Below are 24,092 nucleotides of genomic sequence, written 5' to 3' on the forward strand. Positions count from 1 at the left end.
GTCACATGAACGAGGACAAGCTCCGGGACTACCTCAAGTGGGTCACCGCTGACCTGCACGAGACCCGGCAGCGCCTGCGGGAGCTGACCGACGCGGAGCAGGAACCGGTCGCGATCGTCGCGATGAGCTGCCGGTTCCCGGGCGGGGTTCGCTCACCCGAGGACCTGTGGCGGCTCGTCGCCGACGGCGTCGACGGGATGTCGGCGTTCCCGGCCGACCGCGGCTGGACGGTCGACCTGGACGCGGGCTACGCCCCGGAAGGCGGGTTCGTCCACGACGCGGACCAGTTCGACGCCGAGTTCTTCGGGATCTCCCCGCGCGAGGCCCTTGCGACGGATCCGCAGCAACGACTGTTGCTGGAGACGTCCTGGGAACTGTTCGAACACGCGGGAATCGACCCGACCACGCTGAAAGGCACCGCGGCCGGCGTCTTCGTCGGCGCCACGCCGTCCGGGTACGGCGTGGGCGCGAGCAACGAAGGCGTGGAAGGGCATCTGCTCACCGGGAACGCGGGCAGCGTGATCTCCGGTCGACTCGCGTACACGTACGGCCTCGAAGGTCCCGCTGTCACAGTGGACACCGCGTGCTCGTCGTCCCTCGTCGCGTTGCACCTCGCCGTGCAGTCGTTGCGGCAGAAGGAAAGCACGCTGGCGTTGGCCGGTGGTGTGACGATCATGTCCACCCCGAGTGTGTTCGCCGAGTTCAGTCGGCAGAACGGGCTCGCGCGGGACGGCCGGTGCAAGGCGTTCTCCGACTCCGCCGACGGCACCGGCTGGAGCGAAGGCGTCGGGCTGCTGTTGCTGGAGCGCCTGTCGGACGCGGTGCGCAACGGGCATCCGGTGCTGGCGGTCGTGCGCGGGTCGGCGGTGAACCAGGACGGCGCGTCCAACGGTCTGACGGCTCCGAACGGTCCCGCCCAGCAGCGGGTGATCCAGGCGGCGTTGGCCAATGTCCGAATGTCAACATTCGACATTGACGCGGTCGAGGCGCACGGTACCGGGACCTCGTTGGGGGATCCGATCGAGGCTAATGCCCTAATGTCAACATTCGGACATCGTGACCGGCCGCTGTGGTTGGGGTCGGTAAAGTCGAACATCGGACATACCCAGGCCGCCGCCGGTGTCGCTGGTGTCATCAAGATGGTCCTGGCCATGCGGCACGGCCTGCTGCCGAAGACACTGCACGTGAACCAGCCGTCCGCGCACGTCGACTGGACCGCCGGTGACGTCCGGCTGCTGACCGAGGCGCAGGAGTGGCTGGAGACCGGGCAACCGCGCCGGGCCGGTGTGTCCGCGTTCGGGGTCAGCGGGACGAACGCGCACGTGATCCTGGAGCAGGCCCCGGCCGCGGTCCTGACGCGAGCCTCGGACACGGTCCTGACGCAAGCTCCGGCCGCGATCCTGACGCAAGCCCCGGACCTGAACCTGGATCAGGGTCCGGCCGTCGAGACCGAACCCGCCGACCGGGCGATTCCGGCGACGTTCCCGGTACTCGTGTCCGCCCGCAGCGCCGAAGCCCTGCGCGCCCAGGCGGCCAACCTGGCGTCCATTATAGACTCAGTGGAGCCGTTGGACCTCGCCCATTCCTTGGCGACCGGCAGGGCCGCACTTGACCACCGGGCCGTTGTGCTCGCGACCAATGCCGACGACATCAGGGCCGGGCTCGCCGCGATCGGCACCCCAGGCGCCCTGCAAGGAACAGTCACCGCGGGCAAAACCGCGTTCTTGTTCACCGGCCAGGGTTCGCAACGCGCCGGGATGGGACGCGAGCTGTACGACGCGTTCCCGGTGTTCGCGGCCGCGTTCGACGAGGTGTGCGGGCATTTCGACGGCGCGCTGAAGGACGTCGTCTTCGAAGGTCGGGACCTGGACCAGACCGGCTGGACGCAGCCCGCGTTGTTCGCGCTGGAGGTGGCGCTGTTCCGGCTGACGGAATCGTGGGGTCTGGCCCCGGACTACCTGCTGGGGCATTCGATCGGTGAACTGGCCGCCGCGCACGTGGCCGGGGTGTTCTCGCTGGCGGACGCGTGCCGGTTGGTCGGCGCGCGGGCCGCGTTGATGCAGGCGTTGCCCGAGGGTGGCGCGATGGTGTCGCTCAAGGCGTCCGAGGCCGAGGTCTCGCCGCTGTTGTCGGAGCGGGTGAGCATCGCCGCCGTCAACGGCTCGGAGTCCATTGTGGTCTCCGGGGACGAGGACGCCGTCCTGGCGATCGGGGCGAAGTTCGAGAGCAAGCGCTTGCTTGTCAGTCACGCGTTCCACTCGCCGCGGATGGACGGGATGCTGGCCGACTTCCGCCGCGTCGCCGAGACGATCACCTACCACAGCCCGACCATCGCGGTGGTCTCGAACGTCACCGGTTCGCTCGCGACCGCCGCGGACCTGTGTTCCCCCGAGTACTGGGTACGGCACGTCCGGGAGGCGGTCCGCTTCCACGACGGCGTGCGGTGGCTTGCCGGCAGTGGCGTGACCAAGGCGCTGGAACTGGGACCTGACGGAGTTCTGGCCGGCTTGGTCAACCGCGAACTCAACGGCGCGCTCGCGGTGCCGCTGCTGCGCAAGGACAGGGCGGAGACGCGGACCGCGATCTCCGCCCTGTCCCAGTTGCACGTCCAGGGCTTCTCGCCGGACTGGACGGCCGTGTTCGCGCCATGGGGCGGCCGAACGGTCGACCTGCCCACATATCCGTTCCAGCGCAGGCGTTATTGGCTGGGGCCAGTGGAAGAGGGAACCGAGTGGCGGTTCCGTACCTCGTGGGTTCCGATGGACGAACCCGCTGTGGTGCCGGGAATCTGGCTGATCGTCGCCCAGGATTCCGTTGTGCCCCATGGCTTCGACGACGCGATCGTCGTCAACGGCGATCCGGACCGAGCCACACTCGCCGCCCGTCTCCGCGACGCGGTGGGCGACACGGCTCTGGCAGGAGTACTGTCGACCCTCGACTCCGTGTCCGGCGTTCTCACTCTGTTGCAGGCCCTGGGCGACGCCGAGATCCCGGCCAAGCTGTGGTGTGCGACCGGTGACGCCCGGATCTGGGGCCTGGGCCGAGTTGCCGCGCTCGAACACCCCGAGCGGTGGGGCGGCCTGGTGGACGTCCCGGACCTGAGTGACGTCCGGCTGCGGGCAGTCGTGTCCGGCGACGTCGAGGACCAGGTGGCCGTTCGTGAGTCCGGCCTCTTCGCCCGGCGGCTGGTGCGGGCCACCGGTACGCCCACCAGAGCGTGGCGTCCACAGGGGACAGTGCTGGTCACGGGTGGAACAGGCGCGTTGGGTGCGCACGTGCGTCGCTGGCTGTTGGACAACGGTGCCGGACGGGTCGTCCTGGCCAGTCGCAGCGGAGGCGTTGACTCGGATGAACGGGTCACGGTCGTCGCGTGTGACGTGTCCGACCGTGCGGCAGTGGCCGAACTGCTGGACTCGTTGCCGGACCTGACCGCGATCGTCCACGCGGCGGGTGTGCTGGACGACGGCGTGCTGGACGGGTTGACCCCGGACCGGCTGGCGACCGTGTTGCGGTCCAAAGCGGACTCCGCGGCCATCCTGCACGAGTTGACGGTCGACCGGAACCTGTCCGCGTTCGTCATGTTCTCGTCGTTCGCGGGCGCGATCGGCTCGCCGGGCCAGGGCAACTACGCGGCTGCGAACGCGTACCTGGACGCACTGGCCGAGCACCGCCGATCCCTTGGCCTGCCGGCAACGTCGGTGGCCTGGGGGCCTTGGGCGGACGGAGGCATGGCGGCGGGCGTCCGGTCGCGCAAGAGCGGTGTGTCCGCGATGCCGCCGGACCTCGCGATCGCCGCGCTGCAGTGGGCACTGGACTGCGACGAGACCGCGTTGGTCGTCGTCGACATCGACTGGGCTCGCTTCGCCCCGGCCTTCACTGCGGCGCGGCCCAGCCCTCTGATCAGTGCGTTCCACCAGACGCACACCCCGCTGGAAACCCCGGCGACCTTCTCCCGGGACGACTTGCTCGCGCTGGTTCGTGCACAGGCGGCGACAGTCCTCGGATACACTGGGCCGGACTCGGTCGACCCGACGAAGGCGTTCCGCGACCTCGGCCTGGATTCGTTGACCGCGGTCGAGTTGCGCAACGGCCTCGGCGCGGCAACCGGCCTGCGCCTGCCAGCGTCCCTCGTCTTCGACTACCCGACCTCGGCCGTGCTGGCCGACCACCTGCACGCCGAGTTGACCGGAACACGGCAGGCCGTCGAGGTCATCACGACCGGCGCCACCGACGAACCGATCGCGATCGTCGCCATGAGCTGCCGGTTCCCCGGCGGTGTCCGGTCGCCCGAGGACCTCTGGCGGCTCCTGGTGTCCGGCGAGGACGCCATCGGGTCGTTCCCCGACGACCGCGGCTGGGACATCGGCGCGCTGTACGACCCGGACCCGGACCACCCCGGCACGACGTACTCCCTGCTCGGTGGTTTCCTCAGTGGGGCAACGGACTTCGACCCGGACTTCTTCGGCATCTCGCCGCGTGAGGCGCTCGCGATGGACCCGCAGCAGCGGCTGCTGCTGGAGGCGTCGTGGGAGGTGTTCGAACGGGCCGGGATCGACCCGGCGTCGGTGCGCGGCAGCCGGACCGGTGTGTTCATCGGCACCAACGGCCAGGACTACCCGGCGTTGCTGGCGAAGGTCCCGGAGGGCCTGGAAGGGCACGTGGGCACGGGCAACGCCGCCAGTGTCGTGTCCGGCCGGGTGTCGTACACGTTCGGCCTGGAGGGGCCGGCGGTCACGGTCGACACGGCGTGTTCGTCCTCTTTGGTCGCTTTGCATTGGGCGGCGCAGTCCTTGCGGCAGGGGGAATGCACGCTCGCTCTCGTCGGTGGTGTGACCGTGATGTCCACTCCGGGGGCGTTCATCGAGTTCAGCCGTCAGCGTGGGTTGGCGTCGGACGGCCGGTGCAAGGCGTTCTCGGAGGACGCGGACGGCACCGGATGGTCCGAGGGCGTCGGCGTGCTCATGGTCGAGCGGTTGTCCGACGCCCAACGCCATGGCCACCAAGTGCTTGCTTTGGTCCGTGGTTCGGCGGTGAACCAGGATGGCGCGTCGAACGGTCTGACGGCGCCGAATGGTCCTTCGCAGCAGCGGGTGATTTTGTCGGCGTTGGCGAATGCCCGAATGTCAACATTCGACATTGACGTGGTGGAGGCGCATGGCACTGGGACCTCGTTGGGGGATCCGATCGAGGCTAATGCCCTAATGTCAACATTCGGACATCGTGACCGGCCGTTGTGGTTGGGGTCGGTGAAGTCGAACATCGGGCACACTCAGGCGGCTGCCGGGGTGGCCGGTGTGATCAAGATGGTCATGGCGCTGCGCCACGGGGTGCTGCCGAAGACACTGCACGTGAGCGAGCCGTCCACCCGGATCGACTGGTCGGCGGGGAACGTCCGGTTGTTGACCGAGCCCGTCGAATGGTCGGGTGACCTGCGGCGAGCCGGGATCTCTTCGTTCGGTGTCAGCGGCACGAACGCGCACGTCATCATCGAGCAGGCCCCGGAGTCGACCCACGAGGACACTTCGCCGGCCGCAGGTCCCGTCTCGCCGAGTGAGGCTCCCCTTTCGCGGGCTGCAGGGCTCGTCACACCGAGTGTGGGTCCCGGTTCGGGGGCTGCAGATCCCGTCTCGCTGGGTGAGGTTCCGGTTTCGCGGGCTGCAGGGCTCGTCTCACCGAGTGAGGGTCGCGGTTCGGGGGTTGTAGGGCTCGTCTCACTGGGTGAGGCTTCTGGTTCGGGGGCTGCGGGGCTCGTCTCACTGAGTGTGGCTCCCGGTTCGGGGGATGCAGATCCCGTCTCGCTGGGTGAGGGTCCGGTTTCGCTGGCCGCAGGTCCCGTCTCGCAGACTGCGGCTCCCCTTTCGCGGGCCCCGGGTCCCGTGCTGTGGCCCCTGTCTGGGCGCTCCGAGGCGGCTGTCCGGGCTCAGGCCGCTCAACTGTTGCCCGTCCACGATTGTCCGAATGTTGACATTGGCTTCTCGCTGGCCACGGGACGGGCGGCGCTTGAGTACCGGGCGGTCGTCGTAGGGTCGGACCGCGCCGAGATCGACCGCGGTCTGGCAGCTGTGGCCGCTGGTGAAGCCGGGGTCAGCCTGGTCCGCGATGGCAAGGTGGCGTTCCTGTTCACCGGCCAGGGTTCCCAGCGGGCGGGCATGGGCCGCGAGCTGTACGAGACGTATCCAGTGTTCGCGGCGGCGTTCGACGACGTGTGCGCGCACTTCGATCGGCCGCTCAAGGACGTTGTCTTCGGTGGCGAGGACCTGGATCAGACCGGGTGGACCCAGCCCGCGTTGTTCGCGATCGAGGTGGCGCTGTTCCGATTAGTGGAGTCGTGGGGCCTGACCCCGGACTACCTGCTGGGTCACTCCATCGGTGAACTGGCCGCCGCGCACGTCGCCGGGGTGTTCTCGCTGACCGACGCGTGCCGGTTGGTGGACGCCAGGGGCCGGCTGATGCAGGCGTTGCCGCCCGGTGGCGCGATGGCGTCACTGAAGGCGTCCGAAGCGGAGATCGTTCCGTTGCTGTCGGACCGGGTCGGCATCGCGGCGATCAACACCCCCGGTTCGGTCGTGGTGTCGGGTGACGAGGACGCGGTTCTGGAGCTGGCGCAACGGTTCGAGGGCAAGCGCCTCAAGGTCAGCCACGCGTTCCACTCCCACCACATGGACGGCATGCTGGCCGAGTTCCGTGAGGTGGCCGAGCGGATTCGGTACTCGGAGCCCTCGATACCGATGGTCGGCGGGGACGTGTGCACGCCGGAGTACTGGGTGCGTCAGGTCCGGGACACGGTCAGGTTCCACGACGGCGTTACGTGGCTCGCCGAGCGCCAGGTCCGGCGGTTCGTCGAAGTGGGACCGGACGGCGTGCTCTCCGCGCTCGTCGACGGCTTCGCGGTTCCCCTGCTGCGCAAGGGTAAGTCGGAAGCCGAAACGGTGATCACGGCGATCGCCCGGTTGCACGCGGACGGCCTGAGTCCGAACTGGACAGCCGTGTTCCCCGCCGCCCGGCGGGTGGACCTGCCGACGTATCCGTTCCAGCGGCAACGCTACTGGCCGCGGCTCCCTGAGAACGACACCGAGGACTGGCGCTACCGGGTGACTTGGACACCCGTCCCGGACACCACCGCGACCCTGTCCGGGACGTGGCTGGTTGTCGGCGAGAACGTCCTCGCGGGAACGGGCACGGACGTCGTGGTGATCGAACCGGACACCGACCGTGCGCGTTTGGTCGAGCGACTCGTCCCCGGAGTGTCCGGTGTGCTGTGCACAGCGGACCTGGCAAGCGCTCTCACGTTGGTGCAGGCGTTGGGTGACGCGGGGATCGACGCTCCACTGTGGTGTGTCACCCGCGGCGCCGGCCCGGAACAGGCGGCGGTGTGGGGATTCGGCCGCGTGGTCGCCCTGGAGCACCCGAACCGGTGGGGCGGCTTGGTGGACCTGCCGTCCATATTGGACGACCAGGCCTGTGCCCGGCTGATCTCGGTCCTGGCCGGACTGGGCGAAGACCAAGTGGCGGTCCGGCCTGACGGCCTGTTCGCCCGACGCCTGGTCAGGGCACCGCGCCAGGCGCCGACGACACCGTGGCGGCCGCAAGGCACTGTCCTGATCACCGGCGGCACAGGCGCGCTCGGCGTTCATGTCGCCCGCTGGGTCCTGGCGAACGGCGCCGAGCACGTGGTGCTGACCAGTCGCCGTGGCCTGCCCGTGCCCGAACTGGGGGATAGGGTCACGGTCGCGGCGTGCGACGTGACTGACCGGGCCGCGTTGGCCGAGGTGCTGCGGGAGTTCACGATCGACGCCGCTGTGCACGCGGCCGGGTTACCGCAGGCGACCGCGGTGGCCGACATGAGCCAGGCTGAACTCCACGACGTGCTGTCGGTGAAGCTCACGGGGGCCCGTAACCTGCACGAACTGTTGGGCGACCGGCCGCTTGTGTTCTTCTCCTCGATCGCCGGTGTGTGGGGCAGCGGCGGCCAGGCGGCTTACGCGGCCGGCAACGCGGCGCTCGACGCGCTTGCCGAACAACGCAGGGCGCTCGGCCTGCCGGCGTTGTCCATCGCGTGGGGTCCGTGGACCGGCGGTGGAATGGTCACCGACGAACACCAGTTGCGTCGCCGTGGCCTCGCGCCGCTCAAGCCCGAGCAGGCCATCGCCGAACTGCGTCGCGCCATGGACAGCGGCGAGACAACTGTGACCATAGTGGACGTTGACTGGGCCAAGTTCGCACCCGGCTTCACGTCCGTTCGCCCAAGCCCGCTGCTGTCGGAGCTGATCGATACCCCGGTGACCACAGTGGAGTCCACTGTGGATATCACTGGCGTGGATCTCCTGGAACTCGTCCGCGCGGAAGCCGCGGCGGCCCTCGGACACACGGACGCCACGGCCATCCACCCGGAACGACCGTTCCGCGACCTCGGATTCGACTCCCTGACCGCCGTGGAGTTCCGCAACCGGCTGATCACCGCGACCGGCCAGCAGCTGCCGGCGACCCTGGTGTTCGACTACCCGACCGTCGCCGCGCTCGTCGAGCACCTGCGGACCGGCTTGGTGCGCAGGGAGGTCCGTGCTATCGCGGCGGTCGACGAGCCGGTCGCGATCGTCGGTATGAGCTGCCGGTTCCCCGGCGGGATCGACACACCCGAGGCGTTGTGGCAGCTGCTTGCGGCCGGCGGGGACGCGATCTCGGTGTGGCCGGGCGACCGGGGGTGGGACGAGTCGCTGTACGACCCGGACCCGTCCCGAGCGGGCAAGAGCTACTCGCGCGATGGCGGGTTCCTGACCGGCGCCGCCGAGTTCGACCCCGCGTTCTTCGAGATCTCGCCGCGTGAGGCACTCGCGATGGACCCGCAGCAGCGGCTGTTGCTGGAGATCGCGTGGGAGGCGTTCGAACGCGCCGGCATCGACCCGGCGTCCGTCCGAGGGAGTCAGGCTGGTGTGTTCGTCGGCGCGGGCACGTCCGGCTACGCCTCCGGCCTGCGTGAAGCCCCCGAAGGGCTGGGCGGGCACCTGCTGACCGGCAACGCCGGCAGTGTCCTATCTGGACGCGTCGCGTACACGTTCGGGCTGGAAGGACCCGCGGTCACGATCGACACCGCGTGTTCGTCATCGCTTGTGGCCGTTCACTGGGCGGCTCAGGCGTTGCTGCGCGGCGAATGCACCATGGCGTTGGCCGGTGGGGTGACCGTGATGGCGACACCCGGGGCGTTCGTCGAGTTCAGCCGTCAGCGTGGGTTGGCGCCGGACGGCCGGTGCAAGGCGTTCTCGGACGACGCCGACGGCACGGGATGGTCCGAAGGTGCCGGTGTCCTGTTGCTGGAGCGGTTGTCCGACGCCCGCCGCAATGGCCACCAAGTGCTTGCTCTGGTGCGGGGTTCGGCGGTGAACCAGGATGGTGGGTCGAATGGTTTGACGGCGCCGAACGGTCCTTCGCAGCAGCGGGTGATCCTGTCGGCGCTGGCGTCCGCTGGTCTGTCCACTTCGGATGTCGACGCCGTGGAGGCGCACGGCACCGGGACGTCGTTGGGTGACCCGATCGAGGCGCAGGCACTGCTCGCGACCTACGGCCAGGACCGCGAAACGCCGTTATGGCTAGGGTCGGTGAAGTCCAACATCGGACACACCCAGGCCGCCGCCGGGGTCGCCGGGATCATCAAGTCCGTCATGGCCTTGCGCCACGAAATGCTGCCCGAGACGTTGCACGTCAGCGAACCGTCGTCGCACGTCGACTGGTCCGCGGGGAACGTTCGGCTGCTGACCGAGCTGGTGCCGTGGCCGGAGAACGGGCACCCGCGCCGGACGGCCGTGTCGGCGTTCGGTGTCAGCGGCACCAACGCCCACGTGATCATCGAACAGGCGCCGGCTACGCGCGACACGGTGTCCGGGAACGCGAGACACGCGGGTTCGTCGGAGCAGCCGGAGCCGGTGCGGGTGCCGGTGGCGTGGCCGGTGCCGTGGGTGTTGTCGGCGAAGAGTGCGGGGGCGTTGCGGGGGCAGGCCGAGCGGCTGCTGTCCGTGGTGGATTGTCCGAATGTTGACATTGGGTTGTCGCTGGCAACCGCGCGGTCCGCGTTCGACAACCGGGCCGTGGTCGTGGGCTCGGACCGGGACGCGCTGCTTCGCGGACTCCGGGCGGTGGCGGCGGGCGAGGCCGGGGTGGTGCGCGGCTCGGTCACACCGGGGAAGACCGCGTTCATGTTCACCGGCCAGGGCGCGCAACGGGCCGGGATGGGCAGGGAGCTGTACGAGACGTTCCCGGTGTTCGCCTCGGCGTTCGACGAGGTGTGCGGGCGGTTCGAGCCCGGACTGCGGGACGTGGTCTTCGGCGGCGACGGCCTGGACGAGACCGGACACACCCAGCCGGCGTTGTTCGCGGTCGAAGTCGCCCTGTACCGGCTGGTGGAGTCCTGGGGCCTGATCCCCGACCACCTGCTGGGCCACTCCATCGGCGAACTGGCCGCGGCCCACGTCGCCGGAGCGATGAACCTGGACGACGCCTGCCGGTTGGTGGCCGCGCGGGCGCGGCTGATGCAGGCGTTGCCGACTGGGGGCGCGATGGCCGCCCTCCGCGTCTCCCCGGCGGACGTGGTGCTGGACGACAGGGTGAGCATCGCGGCCGTCAACGGGCCCGCGTCGATCGTCGTGTCCGGTGACGAGGACGCGGTGCTGGAACTCGTCAAGCGGTACGACGGCAAGCGCCTCAAAGTCAGCCACGCGTTCCACTCCCACCACATGGACGGAATGCTGGCGGAGTTCCGTACCGTCGCCGAAAGCATCCGGTACTCCCGCCCGGCCATCGCGATAGCCGGGGACGTCGACACGCCGGAGTACTGGGTCCGCCAGGTCCGTGACACTGTCAAGTTCTACGACGCGGTCGAAGCGCTGCGGGCGCGAGGCGTGGTGCGGTTCGTGGAAGTCGGCCCCGACAGCGCGCTGTCCGGCTTGGCCCGGGAGTTCCTCGATCCAGAGCTGGTCGTGGTTCCGTTGTCCCGCAAGGACAAGCCCGACGTCGACGCGTTGATCACCGCAGTTGCGCAGTTGCACGTCGACGGCTTCAGCCCGGACTGGAACGCCTTCTTCCCCGGCGCACGGCGGGTCGACCTCCCGACTTACGCCTTCCAGCACGAACGGTTCTGGCTGGACGTGCCCGTGACCACGGGTGATCTCGCCGCGCTGGGGCAGAGCGACCCCGCCCATCCACTGCTCGGCGCCGCCGTTGCCCTCGCCGACTCCGGGTACGTGTTCACCAGCAGGCTGTCGGTGCGGGAGCATCCGTGGCTCGCTGAGCACGTCGTGCGGGACGAGATCGTGTTCCCGGGCACGGGTTACGTCGAACTGGCCGTGCGCGCGGGCGACCAGATCGGCTGCGACCGGGTGGACGAGCTCGTCCTTGAGGCGCCGCTGGTGTTGCCCGCCACCGGAAGCGTGCAGCTCCAGGTCAGTGTGGACGACCGTGCCTTCGGGGTGTACTCCCGGGCCGGAGACGGGCCGTGGGTCCGGCACGCCCACGGCACCCTCGGGATCGCCGCCGAACCACCCGCCGCGCTCACCGAATGGCCACCCCCTGGTAAGAGCGTCGACGTTATGGGGCTCTACGACGCCAGGCCGGGGTTTGTATACGGCCCCACGTTCCGTGGGCTTCAGGCGGCTTGGCGGGTCGGCGACGACCTGTATGCCGAGGTCGAGCTGCCGGCGCAGGCGGGCGAGTTCGCCCTACACCCAGCCCTGCTGGACGCGGCGTTGCAGACCCTGTCGTTCGGCGTTCAAGGTGAGCTTCTTCCGTTCTCCTGGAACGGTTTCACGTTGTACGCGTCCGGTGCGACGGCCCTTCGGGTCAAGATCTCGCCGACCGGCCGCGAGGCGACCTACGCCCTGACACTCGCCGACACAACTGGCGCACCTGTAGCTTCGGTGGACGCGTTGACCCTGCGTCCAGTAACGCACGACCTCACCCCGACCGACTGGATTCCCATCACGGGCACGCGAGTCCAGAACTGGGCCATTGTGGGCTTCGATGACCTCGCCCTGAGTGCGTCGTTGAACACCTTCGAGTCCTATTCGGACCTACGGTCGCTGGCCGCGTCGATCGCGATGGGAACCAGCGTTCCGGACGCGGTCGTGGTGTCGTGCGTGCCTGAGGACACAGAGGACCCATCGTGGGCGCTGTGGGCTGTGGCGCAACGTGCCCAAGCGCTTGTTCAAGAGTGGTCGAGCCTGGACGCCCTGGCTTCGTCGCGGTTGGTGTTCCTGACCCGCGGCGTCCACACTGGAAACGTCATCGAAGCACCGTTGTGGGGGATGCTCGACTCTAGGTTCGTGCTGGTCGACGTCGATGACTCGACGTCGTTGCGCGCGTTGCCCCAAGCGCTTGCTTCAGGCGAGACAAGGCTGGTCGTGCGGGACGGGAAGGTCTTCACTCGGGGACCGCAGCGGGACGACACGATCGGCGAATGGGACGGCACTGTGCTGCTGACCGGTTCGCCCACCGACGAGATCCGGCTGCATTTCGCCGCGCATCACGTGGTCGTCGCCGAAGACGAGTGCGATCCGGCGGACCGCCACGAGCTGGCCAGACTGTTGGCACGGCTCGACGATCTGGCCGCGGTCGTGCACGTCGGCGTGCTTGCCGCGACCGAGGAGTCGAACCTGCGGCAGTCCGCGATCGTCCGGGAAAATCTCGATATCGCGTTGAACCTGGCCGAGCTGACCGGGGACCTGAAGGCGTTCGTGGTGTTGGCGCCGACCATGGACCACGACACCCTCGCGGCCGGCGGTGCTGTCCTTGAGGCGTTGGTGCGTGGACGGCAGGGCCGGGGGCTGCCCGCGTCATTGGTCACTTCGTTGCCGAAACCGGCTCGCCGTAAGGCCGTTGACTCGGGGTTGCGCAACCGGCTGACCGGGCTCGCCGAGGCAGACCGGGAACGTGTGCTCCTGGACATCGTCCGCGGCCGGGCCGCGATCGTACTCGGACACTCCGGACCGGAGGCCGTCCAGCTGGGCACCAGTTTCAAGGAACTCGGGTTCACGTCGTTGTCCGCGGTCGAGTTGCGCAACGGGCTCACCGAGGACACCGGGTTGAAGCTGCCGGCGACGCTCGTGTTCGACTACCCGACACCGATCAGCCTCACCGGGTACCTCGCCGCCGAGATCTTCGGCACCACCGATGTTGTGGCGCCGACCCGTACCGCGCCGGTGGACGAGCCGATCGCGATCATCGGCATGGGCTGCCGCTACCCCGGCGGTGTGCGTTCGCCGGAGGACCTGTGGCAGCTCGTGGCGACCGGGACGGACGCGATCGCGCCGTTCCCGACCGACCGCGGCTGGGACATGGAGGCGTTGTACGACCCGGATCCCGACCACCCGGGCACGTGCTACGCGAGGGAAGGTGGATTCCTCAGCGACGCCGGCCGGTTCGACGCGGACTTCTTCGGCATCAGCCCACGTGAGGCCGTCGCGATGGACCCGCAGCAACGGATCCTGCTGGAGATCAGCTGGGAGGCGGTGGAACGGGCCGGCATCGACCCGATCTCCTTGCGTGGCAGCCAGACCGGTGTGTTCGCCGGAGTGACCTATCAGGACTACAGTGGCCTGTTGGTGGCAGCCAAGGACAGTTTCGAAGGCTTCATCGGCACTGGCAACTCGCCGAGTGTCCTGTCTGGACGGGTGTCGTACACCTTGGGCCTCGAAGGGCCTGCTGTCTCCGTGGACACCGCATGTTCGTCCTCGTTGGTCGCACTGCACTGGGCATGCCAGGCGCTGCGGGAGAACGACTGCTCGCTCGCGTTGGCCGGTGGGGTGACCGTGATGGCGAGTCCGATGTCGCTGGTGGAGTTCAGCCGCCAGCGGGCGTTGGCTGTCGACGGCCGCAGCAAGCCGTTCGCCGCCGCGGCCGACGGCGCCAGCTGGGGCGAAGGCGCTGGAATGGTGTTGTTGGAGCGCCTGTCCGACGCGCGGCACAACGGCCACCAAGTGCTTGCTCTGGTCCGAGGTTCGGCGGTGAACCAGGATGGCGCGTCGAACGGTCTGACGGCGCCGAACGGTCCTTCGCAGCAGCGGGTGATCCGCGCGGCGCTGGCGAACGCCGGACTGTCCACAACAGACGTCGACGCGGTGGAGGCGCACGGCACCGGAACGTCGCTGGGCGACCCGATCGAAGCCCAGGCGTTGCTCGCGACCTACGGCCAGGAGCGGGAAACACCGTTGTGGCTGGGCTCGTTGAAGTCGAACATCGGGCACTCCCAAGCAGCGGCCGGAGTCGGCGGCGTGATCAAGATGGTCCAGGCGATGCGGCACGGCCTGCTGCCGCGAACCCTGCACGTGGACTCGCCTTCCCCGCACGTCGACTGGACCGCCGGTGACGTCCGCCTGCTGACCGAAGCGATGCCGTGGTCGAACGACCGGCGTCGCGCCGGTGTCTCCTCCTTCGGTATGAGCGGCACCAACGCCCACATCATCCTGGAGCAAGGCCCCGAGGCGCTCGCCGATGTCTCCACGCGGAGCGATCGAGTCGTGCCGTGGGTGGTGTCGGGACGTACCGCCGAGGCTTTGCAGTCCCAAGTGGAACGCCTTCGAACGGTCGAGGCCGATCCGGTGGATGTCGGGTTCTCGTTGGCGACAACGCGGGCGGCTTTCGAACATCGGGCTGTGCTGCTGGGCGACACTCTGATCGAAGGGGTGGCGGATGTCGACGGGAAGTTGGCGTTTGTCTTCCCTGGTCAGGGGTCGCAGTGGGTGGGGATGGCTCGGGAGTTGTTGGAGTCCGAGGTGTTCGCGGCGCGGATGGCTGAGTGCGAACAGGCGTTGGGGGAGTACGTTGACTGGTCCTTGACTCAGGTTCTGCGGGATTCGGTTGAGCTTGATCGGGTGGACGTGGTTCAGCCGGTCACATTCGCGGTGATGGTGTCGTTGGCGGCGTTGTGGCGGTCGTACGGGGTTGAGCCGCAGGCCGTGGTGGGGCATTCCCAAGGCGAGATCGCGGCAGCGTGTGTGGCTGGGGCTTTGTCGTTGGACGATGCGGCGCGGGTTGTGGTGTTGCGGAGCAAGGCGATCGGTGAGGTACTGGCTGGTCGGGGTGGGATGGTGTCGGTCGGGTTGCCGGCGGAGGATGTGGCTCGGCGGTGGGGCTCGGCTGGGCGGGCGCTTGCGGGTGGGGTGCCGCCCGTTTCCATCGCCGCGGTCAACAGTCCGAGTTCGGTGGTGATCTCTGGGTCGCCTGAGGCGTTGGACGCCGTGATCGCCGAGTGCGAGGCCGAGGGCATCCGGGTTCGGCGAGTCCCGGTGGACTACGCTTCGCACTCCGAGCAGGTGGCCGAAATCGAGGACCAGTTGCTCGACGCGCTGGCGCCGATCGAACCCAGGCCCTCGGAGATCCCGTTCTACTCGACCTTGACCGCGGGCTGGCTGGACACGACCGCCCTCGACGCCGGGTACTGGTACCAAAACCTGCGCCAGACCGTTCGCTTTGAGGAGGCCACACGGGGTCTGGCCGAGGATGGCTTCCAGGTCTTCGTCGAGTGCAGCGCGCATCCCGTACTGGCCATGGCCGTTCAGGAGACCGTGGTGGACGCGGTCGCCGTTGGGTCGCTAAGGCGCGACGAAGGTGGCCTCACCCGGTTCATGACGTCGCTCGCCGAACTGCACGTCCGGGGTGTCAGCCCCGACTGGCAGGCGGTGTTCGGGGCCGCCCGGGTGGTGGAACTGCCCACGTATGCCTTCCAGCGGCGCCAGTACTGGCCTGAGCTCGGCCAGACGGACGTTGCCTCGGCAGACCCGGTCGACGAGAAGTTCTGGGACGCGGTCGAACACGAGGACTGGGCTTCTCTGGCGAACACGTTGGCGGTTGACGGTGACGCACCGCTGAGCGAGGTGCTCCCGGCGCTGTCGACCTGGCGTCGTCGCCGCCGGGGCGAGTCCGCAGTGGACTCATGGCGGTATCGGATCGCGTGGCGTCCCGTGCCCGACGGTCCGGACAGTCTCACCGGTCGGTGGCTGTTGGTCGTCCCTGCCGGGCTTGATACAGCCGAGTTCGAGCAAGCGCTTGGTATCGAGTTCGCCCGGGTGGACGGCGACCTCGACCGGGAGGTGCTCGCCGGCAGGATCGTCGACGCGGGCCCGGTCGACGGCGTGCTGTCCTTGCTGGCGTGGGACGACCGGAGGCACGAGGAGTACAGCTCGGCGCCGCGGGCACTGACCGACACGGTCGTCCTGATCCAGGCGTTGGGTGACGCGCGGGTCGAAGCTCCATTGTGGATTGTTACGAGCGGCGCGGTATCCGTCGGTCGGTCCGACCACTTGCGCGTACCCGAGCAGGCCCTGGTCTGGGGGCTCGGTCGGGTCACCGGCATGGAGCACCCGGAACGTTGGGGTGGCCTGATCGACGTGCCCGAAGCGCTCGACACCCGGACAGCCGGCCGGGTCCGCGCTGTCCTTTCCGGACTCGACGCCGAGGACCAGGTGGCGGTGCGCGCGTCCGGTGTGTTCGCTCGCAGATTGGTGCGAGTCGCACATAATGAGACGGCGAACGAGACCTGGCGGCCGAAGGGTACGACGCTGGTCACCGGCGGCACGGGCGCTCTTGGTGCTCAAGTGGCTCGGTGGCTCGCCCGAAACGGCGCCGAACACATCCTGCTGACCAGCCGCAGCGGTCGCGAAGCTCCACGGGCCGTCGACCTGGAAGCCGAGTTGACGTCGCTGGGGGCGCGGGTGACCGTGGCGGCCTGTGACATGGCCAACCGACAGGCCGTCGCTGACCTGCTCGCGTCTGTCCCCGCTGACCTGCCGTTGACCGCTGTGATGCACACCGCGGCGGTCCTGGACGACAGCGTGGTCAACACGTTGACCACCGACCGGATCGACAAGGTGTTGCGGCCCAAAGTGGACGCCGCGATCAACCTGCACGAACTGACCGGAGAGCTGTCCGCGTTCGTCCTGTTCTCCTCCACGGCGGCCACATTCGGCGGCCCCGGCCAAGGGAACTACGCGCCGGGCAACGCGTATCTCGACGCGTTGGCCGAGTACCGGCGCGCCAACGGGCTGGTGGCCACGTCGATCGCGTGGGGTGCGTGGGCCGGCGGTGGCATGGCCGGCGAAGACCCGGCGGTCGCCGCCCGGATGCGTCGCAGCGGTGTCTTCGAGATGCCGCCTGACCTGGCGTTGTCCGCCCTGCAACGGGCCTTGGACCACGACGTGGCCACCATGACCGTCACCGACATCGGCTGGGACAAGTTCGTTCCCGGTTTCGTCTCCGCCCGGCCCCGGCCGGTGCTGCGGGACCTGCCGGACGCACAGCAGTTCGTCCAAGCGCCGCAGGAAGTGGTAGTCGGAACGAGCTTCGACGATCGGCTCAGTGGACTGTCCGAAGTGGAACGCATACGTGCAGCGCTGGACTTGGTTCGTTCTGCGGTCGCGGGCGTGCTCGGCTACCCCGGCGCCGATGCCGTGGACGCTGTGCGGGCGTTCAAGGATCTCGGGTTCGATTCGTTGACGGCAGTGGAGTTCCGCAACGGCTTGAGCCGGGTGACCGGCATGCGGCTGCCCGCCACGTTGATCTTCGACCACCCCACACCGACCGCGCTGGCCCGCTATCTGCTCGCGGACCTGACCGACACAGGGCCGTCGGTGCCCGCGCCGCGTGAAGCGTCAACCGACACGGACCCAATCGCGATCGTGGCCATGAGCTGCCGGTTCCCAGGTGGCGTGCGGTCGCCTGAGGACCTGTGGGCGCTGCTGGCGGGTGGGACGGACGCGATCGGCGACTTCCCGACCGACCGCGGCTGGGACCTCGCCGACCTCCGGGATCCCGCGTCCAGTCAAGTAAGTTACGCGACGCAGGCCGGATTCCTGGACGACGTCAGCGAGTTCGACCCGGCCTTCTTCGGGATCTCGCCGCGCGAGGCGGTGGCGATGGACCCGCAGCAACGCCTGCTGTTGGAGACGTCATGGGAGGCGGTGGAACGAGCCGCGATCGATCCAGCGTCCCTGCGCGGCAGCACGACCGGGGTGTTCGCCGGCACCAACGGCCAGGACTACATGCACCTGTTGATGAACTCCGCCGAAGGTCTGGACAACTACCTCGGCACGGGCAACGCCGCCAGCGTCGTCACCGGCCGGATCGCCTACACACTCGGACTTGAAGGCCCGGCAGTCACCGTCGACACGGCGTGTTCGTCGTCTCTGGTGGCGATTCATCTCGCGGCGCAAGCGTTGCGTCGAGGCGAGTGCTCGCTCGCGTTGGCCGGCGGCGTGACGATCATGTCGACCCCGGGTGGCTTCATCGACTTCAGCCGGCAAGGCGGGCTGTCCCGGGACGGCCGGTGCAAGGCGTTCGCGGCGGCCGCGGACGGCACCGGCTGGGGCGAAGGCGTCGGAATGCTTCTGCTGGAACGTCTTTCAGACGCGCAGCGCAACGGCCACCCTGTACTCGCTCTGCTGCGAGGTTCGGCGGTGAACCAGGACGGCGCGTCCAACGGCTTGACGGCCCCCAACGGTCCTTCGCAGCAGCGGGTGATCCGGGCCGCGCTTGCCGACGCCGGACTGTCGACAATGGACGTCGACGCGGTGGAGGCCCACGGCACCGGAACCACGCTCGGCGACCCGATCGAAGCGCAGGCGTTGTTGGCGACCTACGGCCAGGACCGAGACCAGCCGGTCCTGCTCGGCTCGATCAAGTCGAACATCGGCCACACCCAGGCCGCGGGCGGTGTCGCCGGGCTGATGAAGATGGTCCTGGCAATGCACCACGGCATTGTGCCAAGGACCCTGCACGTGGACTCGCCGACCCCGCACGTCGACTGGTCGGCCGGCGCGGTCCGTCTGGCCGCCGAGCAAGAACCCTGGCCCACCCACGACGGCCCCCGCCGAGCCGCCGTCTCCTCCTTCGGAATCAGCGGCACCAACGCCCACGTCATCATCGAGCAGGCCCCCATCAACCCGCGTGTCTCGCGTTCCGGGACACCGAGTCGCGTGTTCCCGGACCATGAAACTCCCGTTGCCTGGATGGTGTCAGGCCGGAATGTCGCCGCGCTCGAAGCGCAGGCGACACGGCTTGAGTCCAGTGTGGATGGATTGCGTCCACTCGATGTCGCGTACTCGTTGGCTACCTCACGCTCGGCGTTCGAGCACAGGGCAGTGATCATCGGCAGCGAGATCGCCGAGTTCCGCGCAGGACTGGCTGCGCTAGCCTCTGGCACATCTGCTGCGAATGTCCTGCGCGGTTCGCAGACGAAGGACGGCCGGACTGCGGCGTTGTTCACCGGCCAGGGCGCGCAACGCGCCGGCATGGGCCGTGAACTGTACGAGGAGTTCCCGGTGTTCGCCGCGGCGCTCGACGAGGTCTGCGCGCATTTCGACACCGAACTCGACCGGCCGCTGCGGGACGTGCTGTCCGACGAGAACGTGATCGACCAGACCGCCTACACGCAGCCCGCCCTGTTCGCGATCGAGGTCGCGTTGTTCCGGCTGGCGGAGTCGTTCGGGCTCACGTTCGACTACCTGTGCGGGCATTCGATCGGCGAACTCGTCGCCGCACACGTGGCCGGTGTGTTTTCCCTTGCTGACGCGTGCAAACTGGTCGCCGCGCGCGGCCGGTTGATGCAGGCACTGCCGGCCGGAGGGGCGATGATCGCGATCCAGGCTACCGAGGCCGAGGTCACCCCGCTCCTGGTCGACACCACCGGAATCGCGGCCATCAATGGTTTGGAGTCCATTGTGGTCTCCGGTTCGGCGGCCGCGACGACCGCGATTGCCGAGCATTTCGTCACGCTCGGCCGCAGGACACGGCGGCTTCGGGTCAGTCACGCGTTCCACTCGCCGCTGATGGATGACATGCTCGACGACTTCCGTCGGGTCGCGGCGGAGGTGCCGTACACCGAGCCCCGGATTCCGATTGTGTCCAATGTAACCGGTCAGATCAGCGACCTGGGTTCGCCGGACTACTGGGTTGAGCACGTCCGCGCGACAGTCCGGTTCCACGACTCGATGCAAACGCTTCACCTGGCAGGCGTGACCCGGTTCGTGGAGTTGGGGCCTGACGCTGTGTTGACGGCCATGGACAACGCGACGGTCGTTCCGTTCATGCGCAAGGACCGGTCCGAGGTACGCGCTTTGACTGCCGCGATTGGCCAATTGGCGGTTGACGGGTCCTCTTTGGACTGGTCGGCGGTGTTCGCCGGTCGTGATGCGCAGGCAGTCGCCTTGCCCACGTACGCGTTCCAACGCCAGCGCTACTGGCCGAAGCTCGCCGCGGTCGTTGGGAACGTCGCGTCGGCGGGCCTGACGCCGGCGGATCACCCACTGCTGGGCGCGGCCGTTCGACTGGCCGGCACGGACGGCGTCCTGTTCACCGCGCGCCTGTCCCGGCAGACCCATCCGTGGCTGGTCGACCACGCGGTGTCCGGCACGGTTTTGTTCCCGGGCACAGGTTTCCTCGAACTCGCGATCCGGGCCGGTGACCAGGTCGGCTGTGACCGCGTCGCGGACTTCACCCTGGCCGCGCCCCTGGTGTTGCCCGAGCGTGGCGCGGTCCACCTCCAGTTGCGGGTCGGTGCGCCGGACTCGTCCGGGACTCGGTCGATCGAGCTGTACTCGCGGCCCGAGCAGGCTCCGGAGGACGCGTGGACGTGCAACGCCAGCGGCCTCTTGGCCCGCGGCTCGCAACGCTCGGATGTCTCGTTCGACGTGTGGCCGCCGGTCGGCGCGGTGGCCGCGCAGGTCGACGACTTCTACGACCGGTTCGCCGCCGCCGGGTTCGCCTACGGCCCGGTGTTCCGCGGCCTGCGCGCGGTGTGGCAACGCGACTCGGAGGTCTTCGCCGAGGTCGAACTGCCCGCCGAGGTCGAAGCGGACGCCACCCAGTTCGGCCTGCACCCGGCACTGCTCGACGCGGCCCTGCACGCGGTGATGTTCGTGCACCTGGACGACGTCGGCGGCCGGCTGCCGTTCGCGTGGCAGAACGTGTCGCTGCACGCGGCCGGCGCGTCCGCCCTGCGAGTCCGAATGGCCCAGGTCGGGCCGGACGCGGTAGAGATCGCCGTCGCCGACCACAGCGGACAACTGGTGGCGTCGATCGAATCCCTCACCCTGCGTGAAGTCACTGGCGGCGCCAACACCCGAACGGATTCCCTGTTCCGCACCGAATGGGTGCCGTTGGACGCGGAACCAGCACCAACCGCACACTGGGCCGTCCTCGGCGACGAAGCCCTGCTGGGCATCACACCCCGAAAACTCGACGAAATTTCTGCTGAAACGGTTTTAGTGTTGACATCGTGGCGCGGGGATGCTGTGGAGGCCCTCGCTCTGGTGCAGGCGTGGCTGGCGAAGGACCTCGGCCGGCTCGCCTTCGTCACCCACGGCATCGAGGATCCCGAGACGGCCGCCGTCTGGGGCCTGGTGCGGTCGGCCCAGCTGGAACACCCGGACCGATTCGTCCTCATCGACCTGCCCGGCCAGGAGGACTCACGGGTGGTCGGCTCGGGTGGTCGACTGTCGCTGGCGGAGGACGTGTTGCCGCAGATGGTCGGGGCTGGTGAGGCTCAGCCCTTGCTGCGGGCCGCTGGCCGGGATGGGGCTCGGGTGTCATTGCCGGAGGATCTGCCGCTACGGGGCGCCGGCCGGGGTGGGACTCGGGTGTCGCTGCCGGAGGATCTGCCGCTGCGGGCCGCTGGCCAGGGCGGGGCTCGGGTGGACGAGCTGCCGCTAGGGGCCGCTGGGCGGGATGGGGCTGGGCTGTCGCTGTCGGAGGATCTGCCGCTACGGGCGGCCAGCTCGGATGGGGCTCGGTTGTCGTCGTTGGCGGACCTGCTTCCGCGCGCGATCGGGTCCGGTGAGCCGCAGCTGTCGCTGCGGGACGGCGCGCTGTGGGTGCCGCGCCTGGCTCGGGTGTCGACCGACGAATTGCTGGCCGTGCCGGACGCGCCGAACTGGCGTTTGGGCACGTCGGACGATGGGGTGCTGGAGAACCTCCGCCTGGTGCCGGTCGCGCCCGAGCCGCTGCGGGCGGGTCAGGTGCGGGTGTCGGTTCGGGCGGCTGGGCTCAACTTCCGGGACGTGCTCAACGCGTTGGGCATGTACCCGGGGGAGGCGGGGCCGCTCGGCGGTGAGGGCGCGGGTGTGGTCACCGAGGTCGGGCCGGGGGTGGTCGGGCTGGTGCCGGGTGACCGGGTGATGGGGGTGTTCTTCGGGGCGTTCGGGCCGGAGGTCGTCGCTGACCACCGGATGGTCGCCCCGGTCCCGGCGGGCTGGTCGTTCCCGCAGGCCGCGTCGACGCCGATCGTGTTCCTGACCGCGTACTACGCGCTGGTCGACCTGGCCGACGTCAAGCCGGGCGAGTCGGTGCTCGTGCATGCGGCTGCCGGCGGGGTCGGCATGGCGGCGGTGCAGCTGGCCCGGCATCTGGGGGCCACTGTCTATGGCACCGCCAGCGCGGCCAAGCAAGCAATGGTCCGCGGCGCCGCGCACCTTTCATCCTCGCGAACGTTGGACTTCGAGGAAGAGTTCCTTACCGTCACAAACGGCCGCGGTGTCGACATTGTACTGGATTCACTCGCCCGTGAATTCGTGGACGCCTCCCTGCGGCTGCTGCCGCGCGGCGGTCGGTTCCTGGAGATGGGCAAGACCGACATCCGGTCCGCCGAGGAGGTCGCCGACCAGTACCCGGGTGTCCGCTACCGGGCGTTCGACCTGGTCGAAGCCGGCCCGGAGCGGATCGGCGAGATGCTCGCGGACCTGCTGAGGCTGTTCGACGAAGGTGCGCTGACACCGTTGCCGGTCACCACGTGGGATGTCCGGCGTGCGCCTGAGGCGTTCCGGTTCGTCAGCCAGGCCAAGCACATCGGCAAGGTCGTCCTCACCATTCCGGCCGAAATGGACCCGAACGGCACGGTCCTGATCACCGGCGGCACCGGCGGTCTCGGCCGGGTCCTGGCCAGGCACCTTGTCGAGCGGGGCGTACGCAATGTCGTGCTGGCCAGCCGAAGCGGTGGGACAGTCCAGCACGTTGAGGCAACCGTCGTGCAGTGTGATGTCGCCGATCGTAGCCAGGTGGCCGAGTTGCTCGCGGCCATCCCCGAGGAGCATCCGCTGACCATGGTGATACACGCGGCGGGTGTGCTCGACGACGGCGTGATCACCGCGCTGACACCGGACCGGCTCGCGAATGTGATGCGACCCAAAGTGGACGCGGCGGTCAACCTGCACGAGCTGACCAGGGACATGGATCTGGCCGGGTTCGTCCTGTTCTCCTCGGTTGCTGGCACGTTCGGGTCGGCCGGCCAGGCGAACTACGCCGCCGCAAACGCTTTCCTGGACGCGTTCGCCGCGCACCGCAGGGCACAGGGGCTCCCAGCGACCTCACTCGCCTGGGGCGCTTGGGAAACCGGGATGGCCGCGAATCTGTCTGATATGGACGGACAGAGGATTGCGCGCGGCGGGCTGGTGCCGTTGTCGACGGAGCAAGGGCTTGCTTTGTTCGACGCGGCTACGGCGACCGACGAGCCCGCGCTGGTGCCGGTGAACCTGGACTTCCCGAGTCTCCGGTCGTTCGGCCCGGCGCTCCAGCCACTGCTGCGCGGCCTGGTCCGGAGCGCGGCCCGGCCGACGGCACGCGCGGCGGACAACGAAAGCGCCGAGCTGCCCGACCGGCTGGCCGCGATATCCGAAGTGGAACGTGGACAGGCGCTGGTCGATCTGGTGTGCGCGCAGGTCGCGGGTGTGCTGGGATACGCGTCCGCCGACCAGGTCGACCCGGACTGGGCGTTCAAGGACCTCGGGTTCGACTCGCTGACCGCGGTCGAGCTGCGCAACCGGGTCACCGCGGCGACCGGCCTACGGCTGCCCGCGACGCTCGTGTTCGACTACCCGACCCCGTTGGCCCTCGCCCGGTACGTCCGCTCGGAGTTGGTCCTCAAGGACGGCGAGCCGGATCCGTTCGGCCAGCTCGACCGGCTCGGCGAGGCGTTGCCATCGCTACGACCCGATGTCCGCGAACGGGTCGCGGCCCGGCTGCGGGAGATGCTGGCCGAGATCAAGCAACCGGACGACGCCGATCTCGCCGCCGCGACCGGCGAGGACATCTTCGACCTGATCGACAAAGAGCTGGGGAGCTGA

General features: G+C 69.0%; 1 protein-coding gene. It reads left to right on the forward strand.

Annotated elements, in window-relative coordinates; translation table 11 throughout:
- Window positions 1-5 precede the first annotated feature (5 nt).
- Window positions 6-24,092 carry a type I polyketide synthase gene (locus EV192_RS56675; protein WP_132126268.1) on the forward strand — a complete coding sequence of 8,029 codons (24,087 nt, stop codon included), beginning with the start codon at window positions 6-8 and terminating at the stop codon, window positions 24,090-24,092.

Source organism: Actinocrispum wychmicini (genome assembly GCF_004345645.1).
Lineage (GTDB): Bacteria > Actinomycetota > Actinomycetes > Mycobacteriales > Pseudonocardiaceae > Kibdelosporangium > Kibdelosporangium wychmicini.

Bases quoted from the DNA above. Each gene is read 5' to 3' on its own strand.
- EV192_RS56675 (WP_132126268.1), top strand. From the start codon at position 6: ATGAACGAGGACAAGCTCCGGGACTACCTCAAGTGGGTCACCGCTGAC.